At 39.0% G+C, this 17,873-nt stretch carries 18 protein-coding genes; 8 read left to right on the top strand and 10 right to left on the bottom strand.

Annotated features, from left to right (window positions below):
• Positions 1-10: 10 nt before the first annotated feature.
• Positions 11-550, top strand: coding sequence for a helix-turn-helix transcriptional regulator (locus MKY54_RS03670; protein ID WP_076128531.1), 540 nt, complete (start codon positions 11-13; stop codon positions 548-550).
• 80 nt (positions 551-630) lie between these two features.
• Here MKY54_RS03670 and MKY54_RS03665 read toward each other — a convergent pair whose 3' ends face one another.
• The 9 genes from MKY54_RS03665 to MKY54_RS03625 all read right to left on the bottom strand — a co-directional run bounded on the left by MKY54_RS03665 (position 631) and on the right by MKY54_RS03625 (position 9,185).
• Positions 631-1,617 carry an iron ABC transporter permease gene (locus MKY54_RS03665; protein WP_162164281.1) on the bottom strand — a complete coding sequence of 329 codons (987 nt, stop codon included), beginning with the start codon at positions 1,615-1,617 and terminating at the stop codon, positions 631-633.
• Complete coding sequence (locus MKY54_RS03660) at positions 1,617-2,657, bottom strand: iron ABC transporter permease (RefSeq protein WP_339189544.1); 1,041 nt, start codon at positions 2,655-2,657, stop codon at positions 1,617-1,619. Before MKY54_RS03660 ends, MKY54_RS03665 begins: the two co-directional genes overlap by 1 nt.
• 70 nt (positions 2,658-2,727) lie before the next feature.
• The gene (locus MKY54_RS03655; protein WP_339189543.1) at positions 2,728-3,549 is read right to left on the bottom strand and encodes an alpha/beta hydrolase-fold protein; all 822 of its coding nucleotides are present in this window, start codon (positions 3,547-3,549) and stop codon (positions 2,728-2,730) included.
• A complete protein-coding gene (locus MKY54_RS03650; RefSeq protein ID WP_339189542.1) occupies positions 3,546-4,562 on the bottom strand; it encodes an ABC transporter substrate-binding protein in 1,017 nt (338 codons plus the stop codon). The genes MKY54_RS03655 and MKY54_RS03650 overlap by 4 nt, the downstream gene beginning before the upstream one ends.
• 112 nt (positions 4,563-4,674) lie before the next feature.
• Positions 4,675-5,787, bottom strand: a complete 1,113-nt coding sequence (locus MKY54_RS03645; RefSeq protein ID WP_280753638.1) for a helix-turn-helix domain-containing protein — start codon at positions 5,785-5,787, stop codon at positions 4,675-4,677.
• 213 nt (positions 5,788-6,000) lie between these two features.
• Positions 6,001-6,852 carry a hypothetical protein gene (locus MKY54_RS03640; RefSeq protein WP_280753637.1) on the bottom strand — a complete coding sequence of 284 codons (852 nt, stop codon included), beginning with the start codon at positions 6,850-6,852 and terminating at the stop codon, positions 6,001-6,003.
• Positions 6,845-7,423, bottom strand: coding sequence for a sigma-70 family RNA polymerase sigma factor (locus tag MKY54_RS03635; protein ID WP_339189539.1), 579 nt, complete (start codon positions 7,421-7,423; stop codon positions 6,845-6,847). Before MKY54_RS03635 ends, MKY54_RS03640 begins: the two co-directional genes overlap by 8 nt.
• 478 nt (positions 7,424-7,901) lie before the next feature.
• Positions 7,902-8,345, bottom strand: a complete 444-nt coding sequence (locus MKY54_RS03630) for a hypothetical protein (RefSeq protein ID WP_339189538.1) — start codon at positions 8,343-8,345, stop codon at positions 7,902-7,904.
• Positions 8,346-8,546: 201 nt separating this feature from the next.
• The gene (locus MKY54_RS03625) at positions 8,547-9,185 is read right to left on the bottom strand and encodes a DNA-binding protein (protein ID WP_339189537.1); all 639 of its coding nucleotides are present in this window, start codon (positions 9,183-9,185) and stop codon (positions 8,547-8,549) included.
• Positions 9,186-9,352: 167 nt separating this feature from the next.
• Between MKY54_RS03625 and MKY54_RS03620 the strand changes: the two genes are divergently transcribed.
• Positions 9,353-9,697 (top strand): helix-turn-helix transcriptional regulator, encoded by a 345-nt coding sequence (locus MKY54_RS03620; protein ID WP_339189535.1) that lies wholly within the window; start codon positions 9,353-9,355, stop codon positions 9,695-9,697.
• 235 nt (positions 9,698-9,932) lie between these two features.
• Here the strand turns inward: MKY54_RS03620 and MKY54_RS03615 are convergent, their stop codons facing one another.
• Positions 9,933-10,130 (bottom strand): histidine kinase dimerization/phospho-acceptor domain-containing protein, encoded by a 198-nt coding sequence (locus tag MKY54_RS03615; RefSeq protein WP_339189534.1) that lies wholly within the window; start codon positions 10,128-10,130, stop codon positions 9,933-9,935.
• Between the two features lie 230 nt (positions 10,131-10,360).
• Here MKY54_RS03615 and dndB point away from each other — a divergent pair, with 230 nt between their 5' ends.
• The 6 genes from dndB (at position 10,361) to MKY54_RS03585 (ending at position 17,823) form a co-directional block, all read left to right on the top strand.
• Positions 10,361-11,452, top strand: a complete 1,092-nt coding sequence (gene dndB, locus MKY54_RS03610; RefSeq protein ID WP_339189532.1) for a DNA sulfur modification protein DndB — start codon at positions 10,361-10,363, stop codon at positions 11,450-11,452.
• Complete coding sequence (gene dndC / locus MKY54_RS03605) at positions 11,445-12,941, top strand: DNA phosphorothioation system sulfurtransferase DndC (RefSeq protein ID WP_339189530.1); 1,497 nt, start codon at positions 11,445-11,447, stop codon at positions 12,939-12,941. Before dndB ends, dndC begins: the two co-directional genes overlap by 8 nt.
• 17 nt (positions 12,942-12,958) lie before the next feature.
• On the top strand, positions 12,959-14,965 hold the full coding sequence (gene dndD / locus MKY54_RS03600; RefSeq protein ID WP_339189528.1) for a DNA sulfur modification protein DndD: 2,007 nt from the start codon (positions 12,959-12,961) through the stop codon (positions 14,963-14,965).
• Complete coding sequence (gene dndE / locus MKY54_RS03595) at positions 14,962-15,339, top strand: DNA sulfur modification protein DndE (protein WP_339189527.1); 378 nt, start codon at positions 14,962-14,964, stop codon at positions 15,337-15,339. The genes dndD and dndE overlap by 4 nt, the downstream gene beginning before the upstream one ends.
• 21 nt (positions 15,340-15,360) lie before the next feature.
• Positions 15,361-16,494, top strand: a complete 1,134-nt coding sequence (locus MKY54_RS03590; RefSeq protein WP_339189526.1) for a cysteine desulfurase family protein — start codon at positions 15,361-15,363, stop codon at positions 16,492-16,494.
• Positions 16,495-16,560: 66 nt separating this feature from the next.
• Complete coding sequence (locus MKY54_RS03585; protein WP_339189524.1) at positions 16,561-17,823, top strand: SIR2 family protein; 1,263 nt, start codon at positions 16,561-16,563, stop codon at positions 17,821-17,823.
• Positions 17,824-17,873 lie beyond the last annotated feature (50 nt).

Here is a 17,873-nt window from a genome sequence, read left to right as displayed (position 1 = left end):
GGGTTCTGTGATGTCAATTCAAATTTATATCTTAAGTAAGTTAATGGATGAAAATAATTATCCTTATAAATTAAAAAAAGAACTATCCACCCCTATTCCTTTTGATAAATTGCTCAATCTATCTGAAAGCAAACTGTATTATCACTTTGAATCTCTTACGAAACAGGGCTTAGTTGAACAGGTAGAGATTATCAAAGAAGAACATCGTCCAGACAAACAGGTGTTTTCCATTACCGATAAAGGGCGCAAGCAGCTCCCGCTCAAAATTTATAAGGTAATAGAAGATGCAGAATCTATTTCAGATATGATTGTCGCTCTTGTGAATCTTCGTTTTGTAGAGACTGATAAAGTGATCCCGATTATCGAGAAGAAAATTGAACAGTCACTTATAAAAAAAGATCAATTAAATCAAATCTACCAGCAAATAGATGTAGATAGCTCCACACGTGAAAGTGTAGATTTCATGGAAAGCTACTACGCTTCTCAACTTGAGCAATCTATACACTGGTGGAAAGTTCTTTTAGAAAAGCTGAAAACGAAAACGATATAAAAAAGAATGCCTTGGATTATAGCATAATCAAGGCATTCTTTTTTTATTTCCAGCACCAATCACACAATAGCTTTTTTCAGTTATTCACTTTTAATCAATAAATATAAAAAGTATGGAGCTCCGATTAAAGCCACGATTACTCCTGCTGGTATTTCAGTATTGGCTACTACCATTTTACCAAGCGCATCTGCAATAACAACTAATCCGCCACCGATTAATAAACATGCGGGAATCATTATTTTATGGCCACGAAAGAGTCGTCTAACTAAATGTGGAACTACTAGTCCTACAAATCCAATGCTCCCACTGACAGCAACCGCTGGTGCCGCCAATAATACACTACACACTAAAAACCAAACACGATACTTATTTAGAGATACCCCTAAACTAATGACTACAGGATCGTTAAGCCTTAGTACATCCAATATAAGATGATTCCGAATTAATAAAGGCACAATAAGAAGTAACCAAGGCAGCATAGCATACACGTGACTCCAATTACTATTCCCTATGTTCCCTGCCAGCCACACCTTAATCATCTGATATTGCGAAGGATCTAGTACGAAGGTTAACACAATCATAAATGCACTAATCGCAGCCGCAACAGCAATACCAGTATAAATTAATCGAATGGGAATAATGCCTTGATTGCGATCATAAGAAAGCATAAATAATAGAGCAACAACGATAAATCCGCCCAATAAAGCATACAGTGGCTGAACATAAGTATGTAAGCCGGTTGAGCTATTTTGTAACAGCAAAAATAACATCATGGATAATCCAGCACCAGCATTTATCCCCAATATGCCCGGGTCTGCTAAAGCATTTCGGCTTATGGCTTGCAGCAGCATTCCTGCTATTGCCAACGCGCCACCTACTAGAAAACCCAAGATCATACGTGGAATACGGAACTGAAAAAGTACAAGCTCCTGCCTCGGTGTTCCATTTCCCAATACGGTTTGCCATAACTCTTGTAAGCTTAAGCTGCTTTGACCAGTAGATACACTATATATAAAGCCTAGCAGTAAAATGATTGCTATAATTATAAACTTCCATCTTAGCTTCACTATAGCTCCCGCCTTTCTTTACGAGCCAAATATAGAAAGAACGGAACACCAATAACCGCAATTACAGCACCTACAGGTATTTCATAAGGGGCATTTACGATTCGTGCCACTAAATCAGCAAGCACAACAAGGGTGGCTCCCAGAATTGCGGATAATGGAATAATATAACGATAATCCACACCCACTATGTAACGTACCAAATGCGGAGCAATTAAGCCCACAAAGCTTACAGATCCGGCTAAAGCACATGAAATCCCAGCTAACATGAATGCGGCTAAAAGCGAAAGATTTTTGATAAGTTTTATATTAACGCCTAACCCTTCCGCTGTCTCATCCCCTACAGAAAGTATAGTAATCGACTTTGAAATTACGATGGCAAGTAATAGCGCAAGAAGCATCCAAGGCAACATTTGCTGTAGATGAGCCATACTAATGCCACTTAAACCTCCTCCATACCAAAAAGCCACCTGCTGAGCCACTGAAAAAAAGATACTTATTCCTTCACTTAGGGCAGTTAGCATAGCAGAGATGGCAGCACCCGCCAATACAAGCCGAATAGGCGTCATGCCTCGTTTACTTAATAAGCCCACACTAAAGACTAAACCTGCGCCCAATCCCGCACCTAGAATACAGAGCCAAAGTGTACCTGTGAATGAAATCGTCGGCAGGAAAACCATAGCAATAACTAACGTGACCCCGGCCCCAGCATTTAATCCAAGAATCCCCGAATCGGCCAAAGGATTGCGACTAATCCCTTGAATAATCGCTCCACTTACTGCAAATCCAGCGCCTGTTGCCATAGCGGCAAGTACCCGGGGTAAACGAATCGACTGGATCACCTGATGAGTAGACGCCTTATCATCAAAAGCGATGATCGACATGAATACATCTGCGAAGGGTATTTTTTTCGCGCCAAGGGCCATAGCAAGCACTAATACGCCTATTAATAGGAGGAGCATGAGGATTAGCAATAATAAAAAGAAGAACTTTTTTTCTCCTGCTAGTGATGATTTCTGAACATTTGCGGCCAATGTTTCCAACCCTTTCCCTTCACTTTACAAAAAGAGCCAGCCAAGGGCCAGCTCAGATGCAAACGAATATGATTTCTATCTAACTTAAGTCAGAGGATGTGGTAAGCAAAAATTTGACGGCCCGACTAATCGCACCCGAGATTACGCTCACATGCTCCTCTTGCTCAAGCAATGCCCAGCTTACTTCAAAGCTTGGAAGGTGTAAGGCCATCATGCTGTTACATAAATCCAAGCTATCCTTGACCATATAATCCAGCTCTTCCCCACCGGCAATCATAAGCGTTTTAGGTAACTGACTTGGCGTATTGCTGTGTAAATCAGCTTTAAAATTCTCATATTCCTTTAAAAGTGCGTAATCATTCCACCAGATGGAAGCACTGCTTGCAATATAATGTGAGAACAAGGTGGGTTGTGTAAACAACGCATGCAGAACAAATAATCCGCCAAAGGAATGACCAAACAATGCTTGCTTCTGCTTATTGATAACGAACCGCTGGGCAATGGCTGGCATTAACTCTTTTTCAAAAAAAGCTAGCAGCTCATCTGCCCCGCCAAATTCAGGCCAAGGCTCCCCGTTGGGACGTTTCGGTAAATTCGCGAGCTCGGCTGGCATGGTTAAATCATAGGTTCGACGCACGGTATCAAACGCCTCACCTCCAGGATAACCAATGCCAACAACAATCGCGGGTGGATAGCCTTTAGGCTTACGCGTCAGCAATCGGGTGATTTCAGCAGCGGTTTCAAAAATCCCATTGCCGTCAAGAACATAAATGACGCCGTAGCCATCTTTTGCAGACTCATCCAACGGTTTTGCAATAAAGATTTCATAGTCCTTATGATTAGCTTTACTCGTGATCAGCATCGTTTCATAGTTTGGTTTTACGTACGGTTTGATAATCATGGCAGCAGGAACGCTACAATATCGTCCATCGTTTTTTGATAAGCAATTAATCCACTGGATCTCCAGTGATCGCCATCCACCTCGAACACTTTACCTGCTTGAACTGCAGGCAGCGCCTTCCATAAAGGACTAGCTTTAATGTCTGCCAGGAAAGCATCTCCCAGACCATCATTATCGTTAATAAAGATATAATCAGCGTCTAAATCAGACAACATTTCCAGCGAAATATCAGCGGACATTTCTCCTTCTACAAGAGCACTTTGAGCAAAGCCTAGCTCACTCAGCACATAACCCCCGTAATGGAAGTTACCCACTAAAAAGATTGCACGGGCATTCGCATTAATATAAATTGCTTTTTTACCGGCAGAAACGCTGGCTAACTGTGCTTTAGTTGCTTCTAGCTTTGTATCGTAAGCAGCAATAGCTTCTGTTGCTTTATCCTCTAAACCTAGCAATTTCGCAATCGTTTCTGTGGCCTCCACTACATTGCCGAGTGCATTCTTAAACACGTAAGTTGGAGCAATTTGCGAGTAGTTTTCATAAACACCATTTTGTGCATAAAAAGCAGTGGGGAATATAATTAATTCCGGCTCCAAATCTACTACAGATTCTGGAGAGGGAACACCATTAGCGAAGCTGATTTCTTTTACACCACTTAACGTATCCTGTAGATACTGCTGCGGTCTTTCACCCGTGGACCATTGGGCTACTGGGGTTACACCAAGGGTAACTAAGTAATCCTCTAGACCAGGGGCATACACCTTTTGTACAGTCCCCGGAATGTTTACTGTATTGCCTACTTGGTCTGTTACTACAAACGCATCTCTAGCCGCTACTTCCGTTTCTTGTACAGCGGGTTCATCGGTTGCAGTTGCACTCGCTTCACTGGTTGTTACTGGAGTATCTGTTGCTTGCTGATTAGCTGTATTATTGCCGCCGCAAGCTGTTAGTAGAATGGATAATAAACCAACCATTACAACATAACTTATTGTTTTTGTATTAAACCCCTTCATGATAGACCTTCCCTCTTTCCTATATTCTCAATAATAATCATTCTCAGTATTGAGTGTATAAGAGATAGGACGCATTGACCATGTAACATCTTATGATTAGACATGTACATTTTCAAGGTATCATCATTACTGCAACTTCCTCTAGCATCCGCTTTAAAGCTACAGGCGAATATTCAAACCAAGGATCGGAGTGAATAACATAGATTTGTTGCTGCTTAATAGCCTCTAACTGTCTGAACCCAACCTCTCTCTGCAAATGATGCCATGTTGCTCGTGACTCATCATCGGGGCAAATAATCGTAAACAGCTTATCTACCTTCAATTTACCTAATTCATCAAAAGTAATCTCAGTATTATATAGACCGGGCTGCTCATAACTAGATTCCGCTCCCAAATCCTGAAATAAAAGATGCTGAATGCCTGTATTACAATAAGCAAAGATTTGCTGCTGATAGATACGTATAACTAGAACTTTAGGTGGTGTAGAGGTCCAGTCTAACCTGCGCCGAACGTCTTCCAATCTTGCCCTATACTGTGTGATCCACTGTTTCGCTTCTTCTTGTTTATTTAGTCGGGCAGCAAGTTCAGTTAAGGCTACTAAACAATCTTGCTTATCATCCAGCCAATAGATTGGAAAATGATCCTCTATCCGTTTTACCAGCTCTGACGACAAATCTTTGGGAGAAATAAGAAGATCAATTGGCAAATGCAATAGCTCATTGGGGCTGCAATAATTTTTGTTTTGCGTCAAGGTTACCTTATGCTCGATTTCTTGCGCCCACAAATTATAGTAGTACGGTGTCCACTTTGCACTTAAAGGTGCAGCAAACGGGATGATCCCTGCCGCGTGTAGATACCCCATCATGTTCCCAGTTACAACACCGATATTTGATTTTTGCTGGCTGGAATACATCGTTGGCGAGATCCCTTCAACCTTTTTGAACACTCGGCTAAAATAAAACTCATCACTATATCCAACCGCTTCTGCTATAAACTTCAAGCGAACGTCTTCCTTTTGCAATAATTGTTTAGCCTTTTGAATCCGCAGCTGGGTAACATACTCCATTGGACTTTGTATATATTCCTGTTTAAACGCCGAGGAAAAATAACTGGAGCTAAGACCAGAAAGATTAGCTAAATGTGCTAAAGACAGGTGCTTCGTGAAATTCTTTTCTATATATCTTCTAACCTCAGTTAAATCTGTCTTCTGCGATTGTTTTTGCATGCTGTCACCTCTTTACTGCTTATATAAATGCACTTAACTCTTTATTCATTCATTAATTGATAATCATTATCAATTATACTTTTGTTTTTGGGGGGTGGCAATGGTTGGGGAACGTTCTATAAAAGTGTGCTCAAAAAAGAAGACGCTCAGGGGACTAATCCCCTCGCGTCTTCTGTGTGTAACTATAGGCTGCTGCTGCCCAGAGTAAGTCTTTTATTCCGAATCTACAGCCGGAGCCGGAGCTGCAACTGCTGCGCCATTCTTTTGCAAGTTCTCCTTCACTTGACCTTGCTCTAAAGGCTGAACAGGCGCACCAATGTTAAAACTTTCAATGATTTTCCCTAGTGTAGCTTGGTCAAAATCTACTTGGGAATACAACTCTACTGTATAGCCATCCTCTTCCCAAATCACAATTCCATTTGCATAATAAACCTTAGTCCCGTTAATTACTTCTGTCTTCACTTCTTCCGTAGTGCTGATCCCATTGTCCCCGCCCTTGGAGATTAGAAAATTCACAGCATTCTCTCCGGAATTATACTGCACTTCAACCATGCTGGTCCCCTGAAGAACACAATTCACAAACTCATAATCTCCCATCCAGTCGGGTGCCGGGAAGTTCATGCCAAGTGCTGCACGTGCTTCATCTAGGCTCAACTTAGCTGCAACCGGCAATTCAATGACCGCATTCTCCCCACCTTGGGCATCTTCAGATGGAGTCATTGACTGTGCAGCCGATGGGATTTCCTTATCGTATTGTGTGATTTCGAGATTTCCCACTTCAAACTTTGCCATGATCGACTGGAACATATCCTGTGCATAGGAGGTTGCAGAGAATGCTCCACCCAGACAAATTACTGCACTGCCAATCACTATTGCATTTCTCCAGCTGCTTTTTTTCATCGTTATCCCGTCCTTTATCTCTGATTGGGGGTTAAGTGCCCCATGGTCCAATTTGTATATCAAGCGGTTATAGATTCTTTCTTTGGCGGTAGTGCTGCCCTGTTCGGCATTCTCAAGCAGTTCTATGGTTTTGCTGAATTTGGTGAGATCATCTTTCTTATTCATTTTTGAACCCTCCTGCCTTTAAGGAAATATGCAGTTTTTTCAAGCTTCTATATACTACGACACCGATATTGGACTCACTAACTCCCATGATCTGTGCAATTTCGGAATTTTTCAGCCCAGCCCCATATTTCATTGCAATGATATTACGTTCCTTCTCACGTAGCTTGGAGAGCGCCTTGAACAGTGCTTGATTATTATCCTCACGAATCGCCAGTTCCTCCGGAGACGGCTTGGGAAATATGAGCTCCAGCAAAGAATCTAGTGAGGTGTAGCTTCTTTTCTTCTGCCCCCGGAAGTAATCCGTCACAGCGTTCCTTACAATGGCAAACAGCCAAACCTCAAAATTCGATTTTTCTTCTGAAAAGCTGTAATACTTACACATCACCGTCTCAAACACCTGACTACAAATGTCCTCCGACACGTGGTGGTTATTAATACGATAACTAATATATTTGTAAACACGTTTGTAGTACGTATCGTACATCCGGGTAAATTCCTCTTTTGACATCATGGCACCACGTGATCTTTCGATATTCTTGTAACGGTCCGCAGTACCCTGGATAACTTCCATCTTCACCCTCCTTCCACCTCACCTTCATCGAAAAGCTAAACAAATTGCGCAATTTGTTGTGAAGAAACTTACATAAGTTAATACGTAGAAAAGCCCAAACCATTAACAAATGTTTTGATAATTGTGGGATGGTGGGAAAAAGGGTGAAAGATCACAATCCGTAAAAGCGGCGATACTTGAGTTGCGGGGTGGATATTTGTGCGGGAGAGAAGGGGAGAAGCTCAGCGCTATAATTCAATGATTTCATAGTTATGTACTTCAAGACTTTCAGAATCTATACAAAACACTTGTACATCCAGTGCATCTATAAGCTTTTCCATGTGATCTCTTTCTATATAACTGTTATCATAACATGTTCATTCCAAGTACCGTCTATTAACAGGATGTTTTGTATTTGCCCAATTTAAAAATCCTGCCATTATCCAGCGGGATGCTTGATAAATGGCAGGACAATAACCTTACTTCATTTTCACTAACTTTAAATATTCCGAACTTCCACAACCTTTCCTAAATCCACAAACTGCTCATGATCGACCTTCACCTTCACTCTGCCCTTTCGGCGCTTCTCACGCCATTCACGAAGATCTTCCTCCGTTTCTAAGCGAAGCTCCGCGATTTCCAGCGCTCGGTCTAGGACATATTTGCTTGTGTAAAGGACTGTATTTATTCCCTGTCCCCCTAAAGCAATGTGAGGCTTTAAAGGTATCCATTCCTCGACAGTGAATCTAACATAATCTTTCTCTTCCTTATGAGGCTCAGGGACAATCTCCTTTATTTCCTTTCGTTTCACCACTTCCCAATCTACCACTTTACCCACCCAATGAATTCCTGTCTTTGCAGGATCGAAGAATTTCCTTCTGGATTGACACATAGCTACATATTCGATCTGGGTTATTATCTTCTGGCTTGTAAGGTTCTCCACAGGTACATGGTAAAAAGAATGCTGCCTGGCCACCTCCACTTGTTTGGGGCCACGAACAGAGCCGACAAGAACATTTTTACCCGCGAGTTGGTTGGCATAGTATTCTTTCGTACCGCGTGGACGGATGGAACATTAGTAATATTTTTTTATATGAGATTTTCTCCACTAAGTATGTATAATTTGGTAATTAATCCATTATATTCAGTCCTTCCGCATATTATATAAATCCACCAGATAACAAAACCTTCTGTACTTCGACTGCGCGGTTTTATCTTGTTCTAACTTGATTTCACTTACATCATCATTTAAGTGACTCAACTGCTCATCCACATTCAATCCAAAACTAAGCGCAGTTTGCATAATTACAACCAGCCCATCAAGCAGTCCATTGGGATAGGTCTGTAGAAAGCAAGCATAATCATGCAGAAGTTCTACTTTTCCAGATAAAATCTCTACAGCATATAAATTCATTTTTGCCAAACATCGAAATTCACGAGCAATCTCTTGCCCGTCCGGTCCTAAATCCTCCAACCACCCAAGTTCTACGTATCTGTAAATGCTATCCCTGGCTTGCTCGTAATCCCCCAGATGTTGATATGCAACTCCCCGCATCTGTTGACTGAACCCATAATAATAAACAAGTGGATGCTGCATCTTAATTAGAGGTATTGTCGTCCCCATCGCCTTATAGTACAGTCGCTCTTCATATATACGCTGGGCATAGCTATACAAAATATCTGCAGTGTATAGCAGCTTATCCCACTTTTCAAAGTAATGTGCAGTTTCCAACATTTCGACAAGAACATCCGGGTTGAAGGCTTTAAGAATAGAGAGATGCAACCGTAAATCCCCCTTTTTTATCCATTTATACCTTCATTGTATATTTTGTAATCTAGAGGGTCAATATAAAAAGTACTAATAAGTACAGATTTAGTGATTATCAAGTTGCCTTTAATAGTCTGTTACGGTTAGCATTCCTCTTCTAACCTTAATGTAGAGGTGATCCTATGAATTTACCAGAAAGCGTCGGCAATCGCATTCGCGAGCTTAGAAAAGCAAAAGGATGGACACAAGAACAACTTGCCGAAGCTGCTTCGCTTCACTACAGTTACATAGGTGGTGTCGAACGAGGAGATCGAAATATCTCATTAGAGACACTAGAAAAAATTATTGCGGCGTTTGATGTTCCAGCTATAGAATTCTTTCGATTCGAGGATGAGACACAGCGTCGCAAGGCGTTGGATGAACATATGGCTTTGCTAAGCAGTAAAAGTGCAGAAGAAATAACAGCACTCACTCAGGTAACTCGAAAAGTGATTGCTGCTATTGGGTTAAGTAAGGATGAAAAGTAGCAACTTCTAAAAATTAACGTTGTTGCATATCTTTTCGAATTCAAAGACTGTATAGATTGTAATTGAAAAATCACAACGATGTGTATATCCCTCAAAGCACCAATCAGATTGAAACTTAACCTTCATACATCAAAGGCCCCTTCTGCCGAAAACGGCGGAAGGGGCCTTTGATGTAGATGGAATAAGCTATTTACCATATAGTTGTGTTGTAAATGCACCACAACGTCCTCCAGCATTAGATTGGAGATGTAACTATGCCGTGTAACGGTGTCTTCAGTTCATGAGATGTATTGGCCAGAAACTCGTTTTTTAACTGATAGAGAAAATGCAACTTTTCTAACAGGTTACTGATAGTGCTATAGGCTCTCAAATCCGCTGGGCGGAGATATAGACCTAGCTGAATATAAAGAAAAAGCCTCACGGAAACTTCCATTCCCCCTTTCTTCTATCCTTACAGTATATTTATGGCTTGCACTCTTAACCATTTTTAATATTATACTCAATATCTAAAGGTTCTAACTGAGTGCCTATTTAAAGAAATTTTTATATTCTTCAAAGAAAAAGAATACTTTTTTACGATCTTTACTAGTTGAACATTTGTTCGTATTGAGTTAAAATGAAAAATATTGCACGTTATTACGTACGTAATAAAGGAGAATGCTGATGAACTTCAGTTACACCTTCCCAGCTTTAAGAGGAATTCAAGCAGGTAGAGAATTCTATACTGTCATGTGTCCACTCCGTTTAATAGCTAAAATTTTCCTGTTTGACGAAGAGGAAATTCCTGTTGAGCATCGGGCACAACGTCTAATGAATAGGTCGCGGATTCCTGATATCACCAATTATATTTTAGAGAATCCTAAGGACTATATCTTCTCTTCTCTAACAGCAAGTGTGGACGGTACTATGAGATTCAAAGAAGTTTCAGATGAGATGAAAGACATAGGACAACTGACTATCTCTCTTGATTCTAAGTTTTTAATTAATGACGGACAACACCGTAGAGCGGCAATCGAAGAAGCCCTGAGGATCTCTCCTGAGCTTGGAGACGAAACAATTTCAGTGGTCTTTTTTCATGACTTTGGCCTTACTCGCTCTCAACAAATGTTTTCAGACTTGAATCGTCACGCCGTCAATACAACATCATCAATCGGAATACTTTATGACCATCGAGATCAATTATCATTAATTACAAAAAGTTTAATATCTGATATCCCATTATTAGAACGATATACAGACCGAGAAAAAGTATCTCTTTCTAAGAATTCACCGAAGCTTTTCGCGCTAAACCATGTTTTTAATACAACTTCTCGTCTTATCAATAAACGTAAAGGCGAACTTATATCTGAACAAGAGAAAGAATTTGTTACCGCCTTTTGGGAGTTACTATGTGTATCAATCCCAGAGTGGCAAGAAGTTATTAAAAAGAAGATCTCACCTCGAGAACTACGTATTCAATCAATCGTCGCTCACGGGATTTTTCTGGAATCTCTTGGAATAATAGGCTATTATCTATACCGGTATCATCCGGATGAATGGCAGTCCTATATTATGAAACTCAACACCATCGACTTGAGTCGAGAAAATAAAAAAGACTGGCAAGGACGCGCTTATAGCAATACTGGCAGAATTAATAAAAATGGTGAAACTATTCAGTTGACTGCAAACTTGATTAAGTCCAAAATCAACCTCCCACTCACCGAACAAGAACAGAAGATTGAAAACAAATTTAAGGAGGTGTCTATAAATGGGTAATTTAGGACTCAATATATTCAATACTGGTACCAAATTCATTGAAGCAAAAGAGTTGATTAAGGAAGTTTATTTAATGGACGAGCGTCCATGGGTTGTTGGTTTTAGCGGCGGTAAAGATTCTACAGCTGTAGTTCAACTTGTCTTTCAGGCACTTCAAGAACTTAATCCTTCTGAGCTGCACAAAAAAGTTTATGTTATCTCTTCTGATACCCAAGTGGAAACACCACTTATTATAGATAAAATCACCCGTACATTAGGTCGAATACAAGAAAAAGCATTAAATCTTGGTCTCCCAATTGAGACGCAAAAGGTCCGTCCTAAGGTTGAGCAGACCTTTTGGGCTTCCATTATCGGTAAAGGTTACCCAACACCTCGTCAAAAATTCAGATGGTGTACAGACCGTTTAAAGATTGAGCCTGCAAATCGCTTTATTCTCGATAAGGTTGATCAATTTGGTGAAGTTATTATGCTACTTGGTGTTCGTGACTCCGAAAGCTCAACACGAGCTGCAGTAATGCAGTCACATACTATTGAAGGTAAAAAGCTAATGCGTCATTCAACATTAAGAAATGCATTTGTGTTTGCTCCAATTCGGGCCTTTGATGTTGATGATGTTTGGGAATTTTTGCTTCAGTATGAATCCCCTTGGGGTGACGATAACAATGAATTGCTCGAACTGTATCAGAATTCAAGTAGCGAGTGCCCACTAGTTGTTGATAAAGAAGTTAAAGAAAGTGCAGGATCTTGTGGAAATAGCCGTTTCGGTTGTTGGACTTGCACAGTTGTTTCTGAAGATAAAGCTCTGAGTGGGTTTATTAACAATGGAGTGGATTGGTTGCGTCCTCTCTACGAATTCAGAAACTTCTTAGTACAAATTAGAGAAGATCACACGAAGAGACAAAAACAGCGGATGAATGGTGAAGTATACCTACTTCCGTATCACGAGGAACCAACACCAGAACAAGAGATAGTTGATAAGGAAAAGCTAAAAGAATACCTCAACACAAATAACATTAACTTAGCTACTGTAGAAGAACTTAATATTCTAATTAGAGAAGAAGATGGCACACATAAGCGCCTTGGGGTCGGCCCATTTACCTTAAAAGCTCGTGAAGAAATACTTAGACAATTATTACGAGCACAAAGACAAATTCGTGAGCTTCACGATCCGACTATTGAATTAATTAGTCTTGAAGAACTTAAAGTCATTCGTAAGTACTGGCATAAAGACTTGCAGTGGGAAGATCGTTTGCCATTAATCGTCGAAGAAGAAACAGGTGAAATTTATGATTGGAACCATGATGATCGCCCTGTATTCAAAGATGATCAACTCACTGACCTTGAAACATTGTGTCAAGAAGAGGGCATCAACTTGAGCGTACTCAAACAATTAATCTCAATAGAAAAAGATTATTCTGGAGTAAAAGTTAGACGCGGATTATTCCAAGCATTTGATAAAACTTTAAAGCAAGACTTCTTGCATTTATAAAGGTGGACTAGCATTTTATGCAAATAACAAAATTAGTGCTCTGTAACATTGGAGCTTACTTCGGGAATCAGAATACATTTAATTTTAAGACCAATGAAACTAAAAATGTAGTTCTTTTAGGCGGAAAAAATGGAGCTGGAAAAACAACAATTTTAGAGTCACTTAGAATTGTATTATTTGGATCAATGGCTTATGGATTTGTGAATGATAATGAACCGTACTTCCGAAAAATTTCATCCTTCCTTAATAGAAAAGCTATAAATGAAGAAAGCAATCCTGATTTTCGAATTATTATCCAGTATGATTCCACAGAGGATTTCGAAATCCAGAGTTATACCTTGACAAGAAGTTGGAGAATTAAAAATAAGAAAATCAAAGAAGATTTCTACGTTGTTAGAAACGGAAAATCATTGAATAATCAAGAAAAATCGGATTTTCAAAATCGACTACGTGAGGAAATGCCCCCTCGTCTCTTTGAACTATGTCTTTTCGACGGCGAAGATATTTCTCGAATTGTATCGGAAGAGAAGATCCCTGAATATCTTAGTGAATCTGGAAAAATCCTTTTCAACTTAGACCTTTTTATGAACTTAGAAAAAGATCTTCAGTCTTATCGAATACAATATGCGCAACAAAATGCAACTGCAGCCAAAGATATTAAAGATCAAGAAGAATTAGAATTAAAGATCATAGAAAATAAGAAGATCGTTAGTGAAAAAGAATCTATTATTTCCGACTCAGAGCAAGAAATAGATCTTCTTAATGATGCAATTAAACAGCACAAAAGAGATTTTGATACGCATGGGGGTTTGTTAAGAGATAGACGACAAGAATTAGTCACCGAATTGAATACAATCGAAAATCAACGCAAATCTAATTCTGAAAAAATACGTTCGCTTACTACCAGCCTCCTTCCTTTTTACATTACGAAAGATTTACTTGGTAAGGTTGTAAAACAGCTTGATTTAGAGAAAGAAACTGAATCTTTTGAATATATAACCTCTTCATTAGAGAAAGATAAGCTAATTAAGCTTATTGATCAGTTACAACAACTAAATAAAACAAAACCTATAGATATTGATATTGATCTGCTACATAAGGGCCTTTTAAACATTATGCAGCCTGAGCATATCCAATTATTACATCGCGCATCCTTCGCACAACGTAGTGAGATTCTGCAGTTATTTAATCAAATTCAAAAGTTAGAGCCTGAATTTTACCTTCAACTTTTCGATCAGAACGCTGAGTTGCTCGTTCAAGCCCATGTAATTCGAAAAACAATAGAACAGAATGATCACTCTAGCGAATTTAAAGATCTCTTGGAGCAAATTGAGAATAAGACAAAACGTGTTGAGCAGTTGAGATTACTTATTGAACAGTCTACTAAAGAAGTTCTTGAAGCAAATGATGCTATCCGAGTGCATATGATCACTTACAATAAAATTACGGATAAAATCAGGGACTTTCATAAAGCTGAAAATTCCTATGTCATGACCGAAAAGCTCTTACACGTCAGCAAACGTTTTAGAGAAAGACAATGGCGTAAAAAGTTAGATGACGTAGCCAACGAGTCAACTAAAATGATTAATATTCTTTTTCGAAAAAAAGCTTATATTGAACGAATTCATATCGATCATCTAACCTTTGAGCTGCATCTCTTTGATCGCCAAAAAAATGAAATTACGAAAGAACGTTTATCTGCTGGCGAAAAAGAAATGCTAATGCTTACTGTTATTTGGGCCATGTTTAAAGTCTCTGGTTGGAAACTCCCATTTGTATTTGATACGCTCATGGGACGACTAGACCAAGACCATAAGAAAGCATTAATCGAACATTTTATTCCTAAATGTGGAGAGCAAGTATTAATGTTTACAACCGATTCTGAGGTCTCTGCCGAACAATTTGAATTAATAAAAGGTAATACTGCTAGATTCTACACTTTAGAATTTGATGAAATCTTCGATAGTGCAAAGATTGTTAAAGGGCGCTATTTTAACCTTAGTAAGGAGAGTGTTCTACTTTGAATTTTACTTTGCGAACCTCCAAATATGCTAAAGATATTCTTACCCAACTTCATGCATCAACCGGTATCACACCAAATATTCTAATCCGCTATGCTGTTAGCCTCTCTCTTAGAAACAGTACAACTGATAATAAAGTAATACCTATTACTAAAGACTTTTCAGATGGTCTCGTGCTCAATCGAAATACTGTTACGGGAGAATATGACTATGTTTTTAAGGTCCTTATCACACAAGCTGCTGAGAAGCAATTAACTGACGAGGATTACTTTCCTGGATACTTTAATGCGCATTTAGAGCGAGGAATCCGCTCCTTAGCAGGTGAGTTTAAGAGTACTGGAAATTTTGAACGCTTTATTCGAGCTTTACTAAGTTAATAGGATGTAGGAGGAATCTAAATGCTTTATTTAGATAATAGTGCCACTACCAAAATTCTCCCCGAAGTACTTGAGGCAATGATGCCTTACCTCAAGGAGGAGTACGGAAATCCTTCCAGTAAATTTTACTCTTTAGCCGAAAATGCAAAAAAAGCTGTCGCGAAAGCTCGTGAGCAAATAGCATCGTTGCTTGGTTGCGATCCAGACGAGGTTATCTTTACCAGCGGAGCAACAGAGAGTAACAATATGATTATAAAAGGCATTGCCGATTATTATAACGACGGCAATATCACGAATAAACGCTTACTCACCTCGAAGGTGGAGCATCCTTCTATAATAGAAACCTTTAATTTCCTAAGTGAGCGTGGGTTTGAGGTTTCATTGATAGATGTTGATCAGTTCGCAAGAATTGATGTTCAAAAAGTAAAAGAAGTGACTGAGCAAGCTCAGCCACTTCTTACATCTATCATGTGGGGTAATAATGAAATCGGCTCACTAAATCCAATTGATGCACTTTCCGATCTCTTTAAGGATAACGGTTTGTTCTTTCACACTGACGCTACACAAGTAATAGGAAAAGTCCCTATTGATCTTAATAAATTAAAAGGAATTCGCTTCTTGTCAATGTCTGGCCATAAGATTGGTGGCCCAAAAGGTATTGGAGCAGCAATCATTCGAAAACAGACGAAAGAAATATATACTCGGATTACACCTCTTCTGCATGGGGGCGGACAGGAAAATAATTATCGTAGTGGTACCTTAGCGGTTCACAATATTGTTGGCTTAGGCAAAGCTGCTGAACTAGCTACAGCTAATTTAGAGCAAAATGTGAAACGTTTGAGGGAATTAGAGGATTACTTAACTAATATCTTTAAGACCAACCTAGGAAATAAAATTAAATTCAACAGCGATACAAAAGATAAAATCCCCGGTTTAATTAGCTTACAGTTTATTGGTGTTAATAACGAACTCTTACTTAAGAAGCTTGCCGGCCATGTCGCCCTTTCCACTGGATCAGCTTGTAGTTCAAGTAAACCAAGTCATGTTTTAAGTGCATCTGGTAAAACTCTAGAGGAAGTTCGGCAGACTATTCGTGTGACTTTAAGCCCAGAGCTTAGCGAGAACCAATTAGACATATTCAAAGAAATCCAGTAATTTTTTTCATTTTCTGTAGCCTATTTGAATATTAATTTTCATCTATAACATTCAGGAGTCGATACTTTGAAACTTTACGATGCCGCTATTTTAGCCCTTAAAGAAATAAACTCCCCCTCTCCTGTTCACGAGATATTGAAAGTAATAAAAAAGAACCATTGGTTTGATTTTAATACAACTGATGAGCTGGGTGTTTTGAATATGACATTAAAGCGAAGGACCCAAGATTATATTATATCTCAAGCTATCAAAGTTAAAAGTTTCCGACTTAAAGATGGTTTATTTTCTTTAATTGAAGATAGAGATGCCATGGACTCTGTTCCCCTTAAAGTCGAATTAATTGAGTGGAAGAGCCGTAGAAATAGATGCATTGAAGATATTAAAAAGTGTCTAAAATCAAATAAGCTATCATTATTTTTAGGAGCAGGAGTCTCTAGATCTGCTGGGATTCCAACATGGGATGTATTATTAGAGAAAATTAATGAAGCTGTCTTTAGAGAAATGAAAAATAATAAAAATGAAGGTAAATTAAGAAACTATCGAATATCTAGTAAAGAAGCAGTTGCCCTAACAAATTTATTAAGTCAATTAGGCGATGATTCCCCAATTATTAACGCTTCTTTTTTAGAAACTAACTTAGGTAATAATTCATTATCAAAAGAAATCCGGGCAGCCTTATATGGGAAAGGTAGACGTAAAGTTTTCACTTCACCCACATTACAGTGGCTAGCCAAATTATGTAACCATAGAGGGAGCTATCAAGTACAAAGCGTGGTTACCTTTAATTATGATGATTTGTTAGAACAGCATTTAAAAGAGGTCCCACTAACTTATATGCCAATATTTAAAGAAGATGATGAAGTAGAACCTAATTGTTTGCCAGTATACCACGTTCACGGTTACCTACCACAAAACACTCAAATCTATGATTCTCATCCTATAGTGCTTACTGAAAAGTCATATCATGATGTTTATACTAACTCCTACTCTTGGTCAAACATAACTCAGCTATTAACTTTAAAAGAAAATAATTGTGTATTTATTGGCTTATCAATGAGTGATCCAAATATGAGGAGAATATTAGATATAGCAGCGGGAAAAAACCATAACAAGGTAAAACACTTTGCATTCATGCAGCGACTTGAATTAGAAATTGAAGAAAGACAGTTAGAAGATGATATCAGCACAATATCGGAAGAGATACTAGAAGCTTTTTTAGAAGACTTCCATCTTTCTCGAGAAAAACACTATGCTCGGTTAGGAATTCAAATTGTTTGGTTTGAAGACTTGGCAGAGATTCCTCAACTAATCAAATCACTAGTGGATTAAAGGAACAGCCTGTACTTCGATAATCATTAAAGTACAGGCTGTTAGTAGTC

Origin of the sequence: Paenibacillus sp. FSL P2-0121, from assembly GCF_037975345.1 — a bacterium.
Taxonomy (GTDB): Bacteria; Bacillota; Bacilli; order Paenibacillales; family Paenibacillaceae; genus Paenibacillus_AQ; species Paenibacillus_AQ odorifer.
The sequence above is the reverse complement of the archived record's forward strand: the minus strand, read 5'-3'. Positions and strand labels throughout refer to the sequence as shown.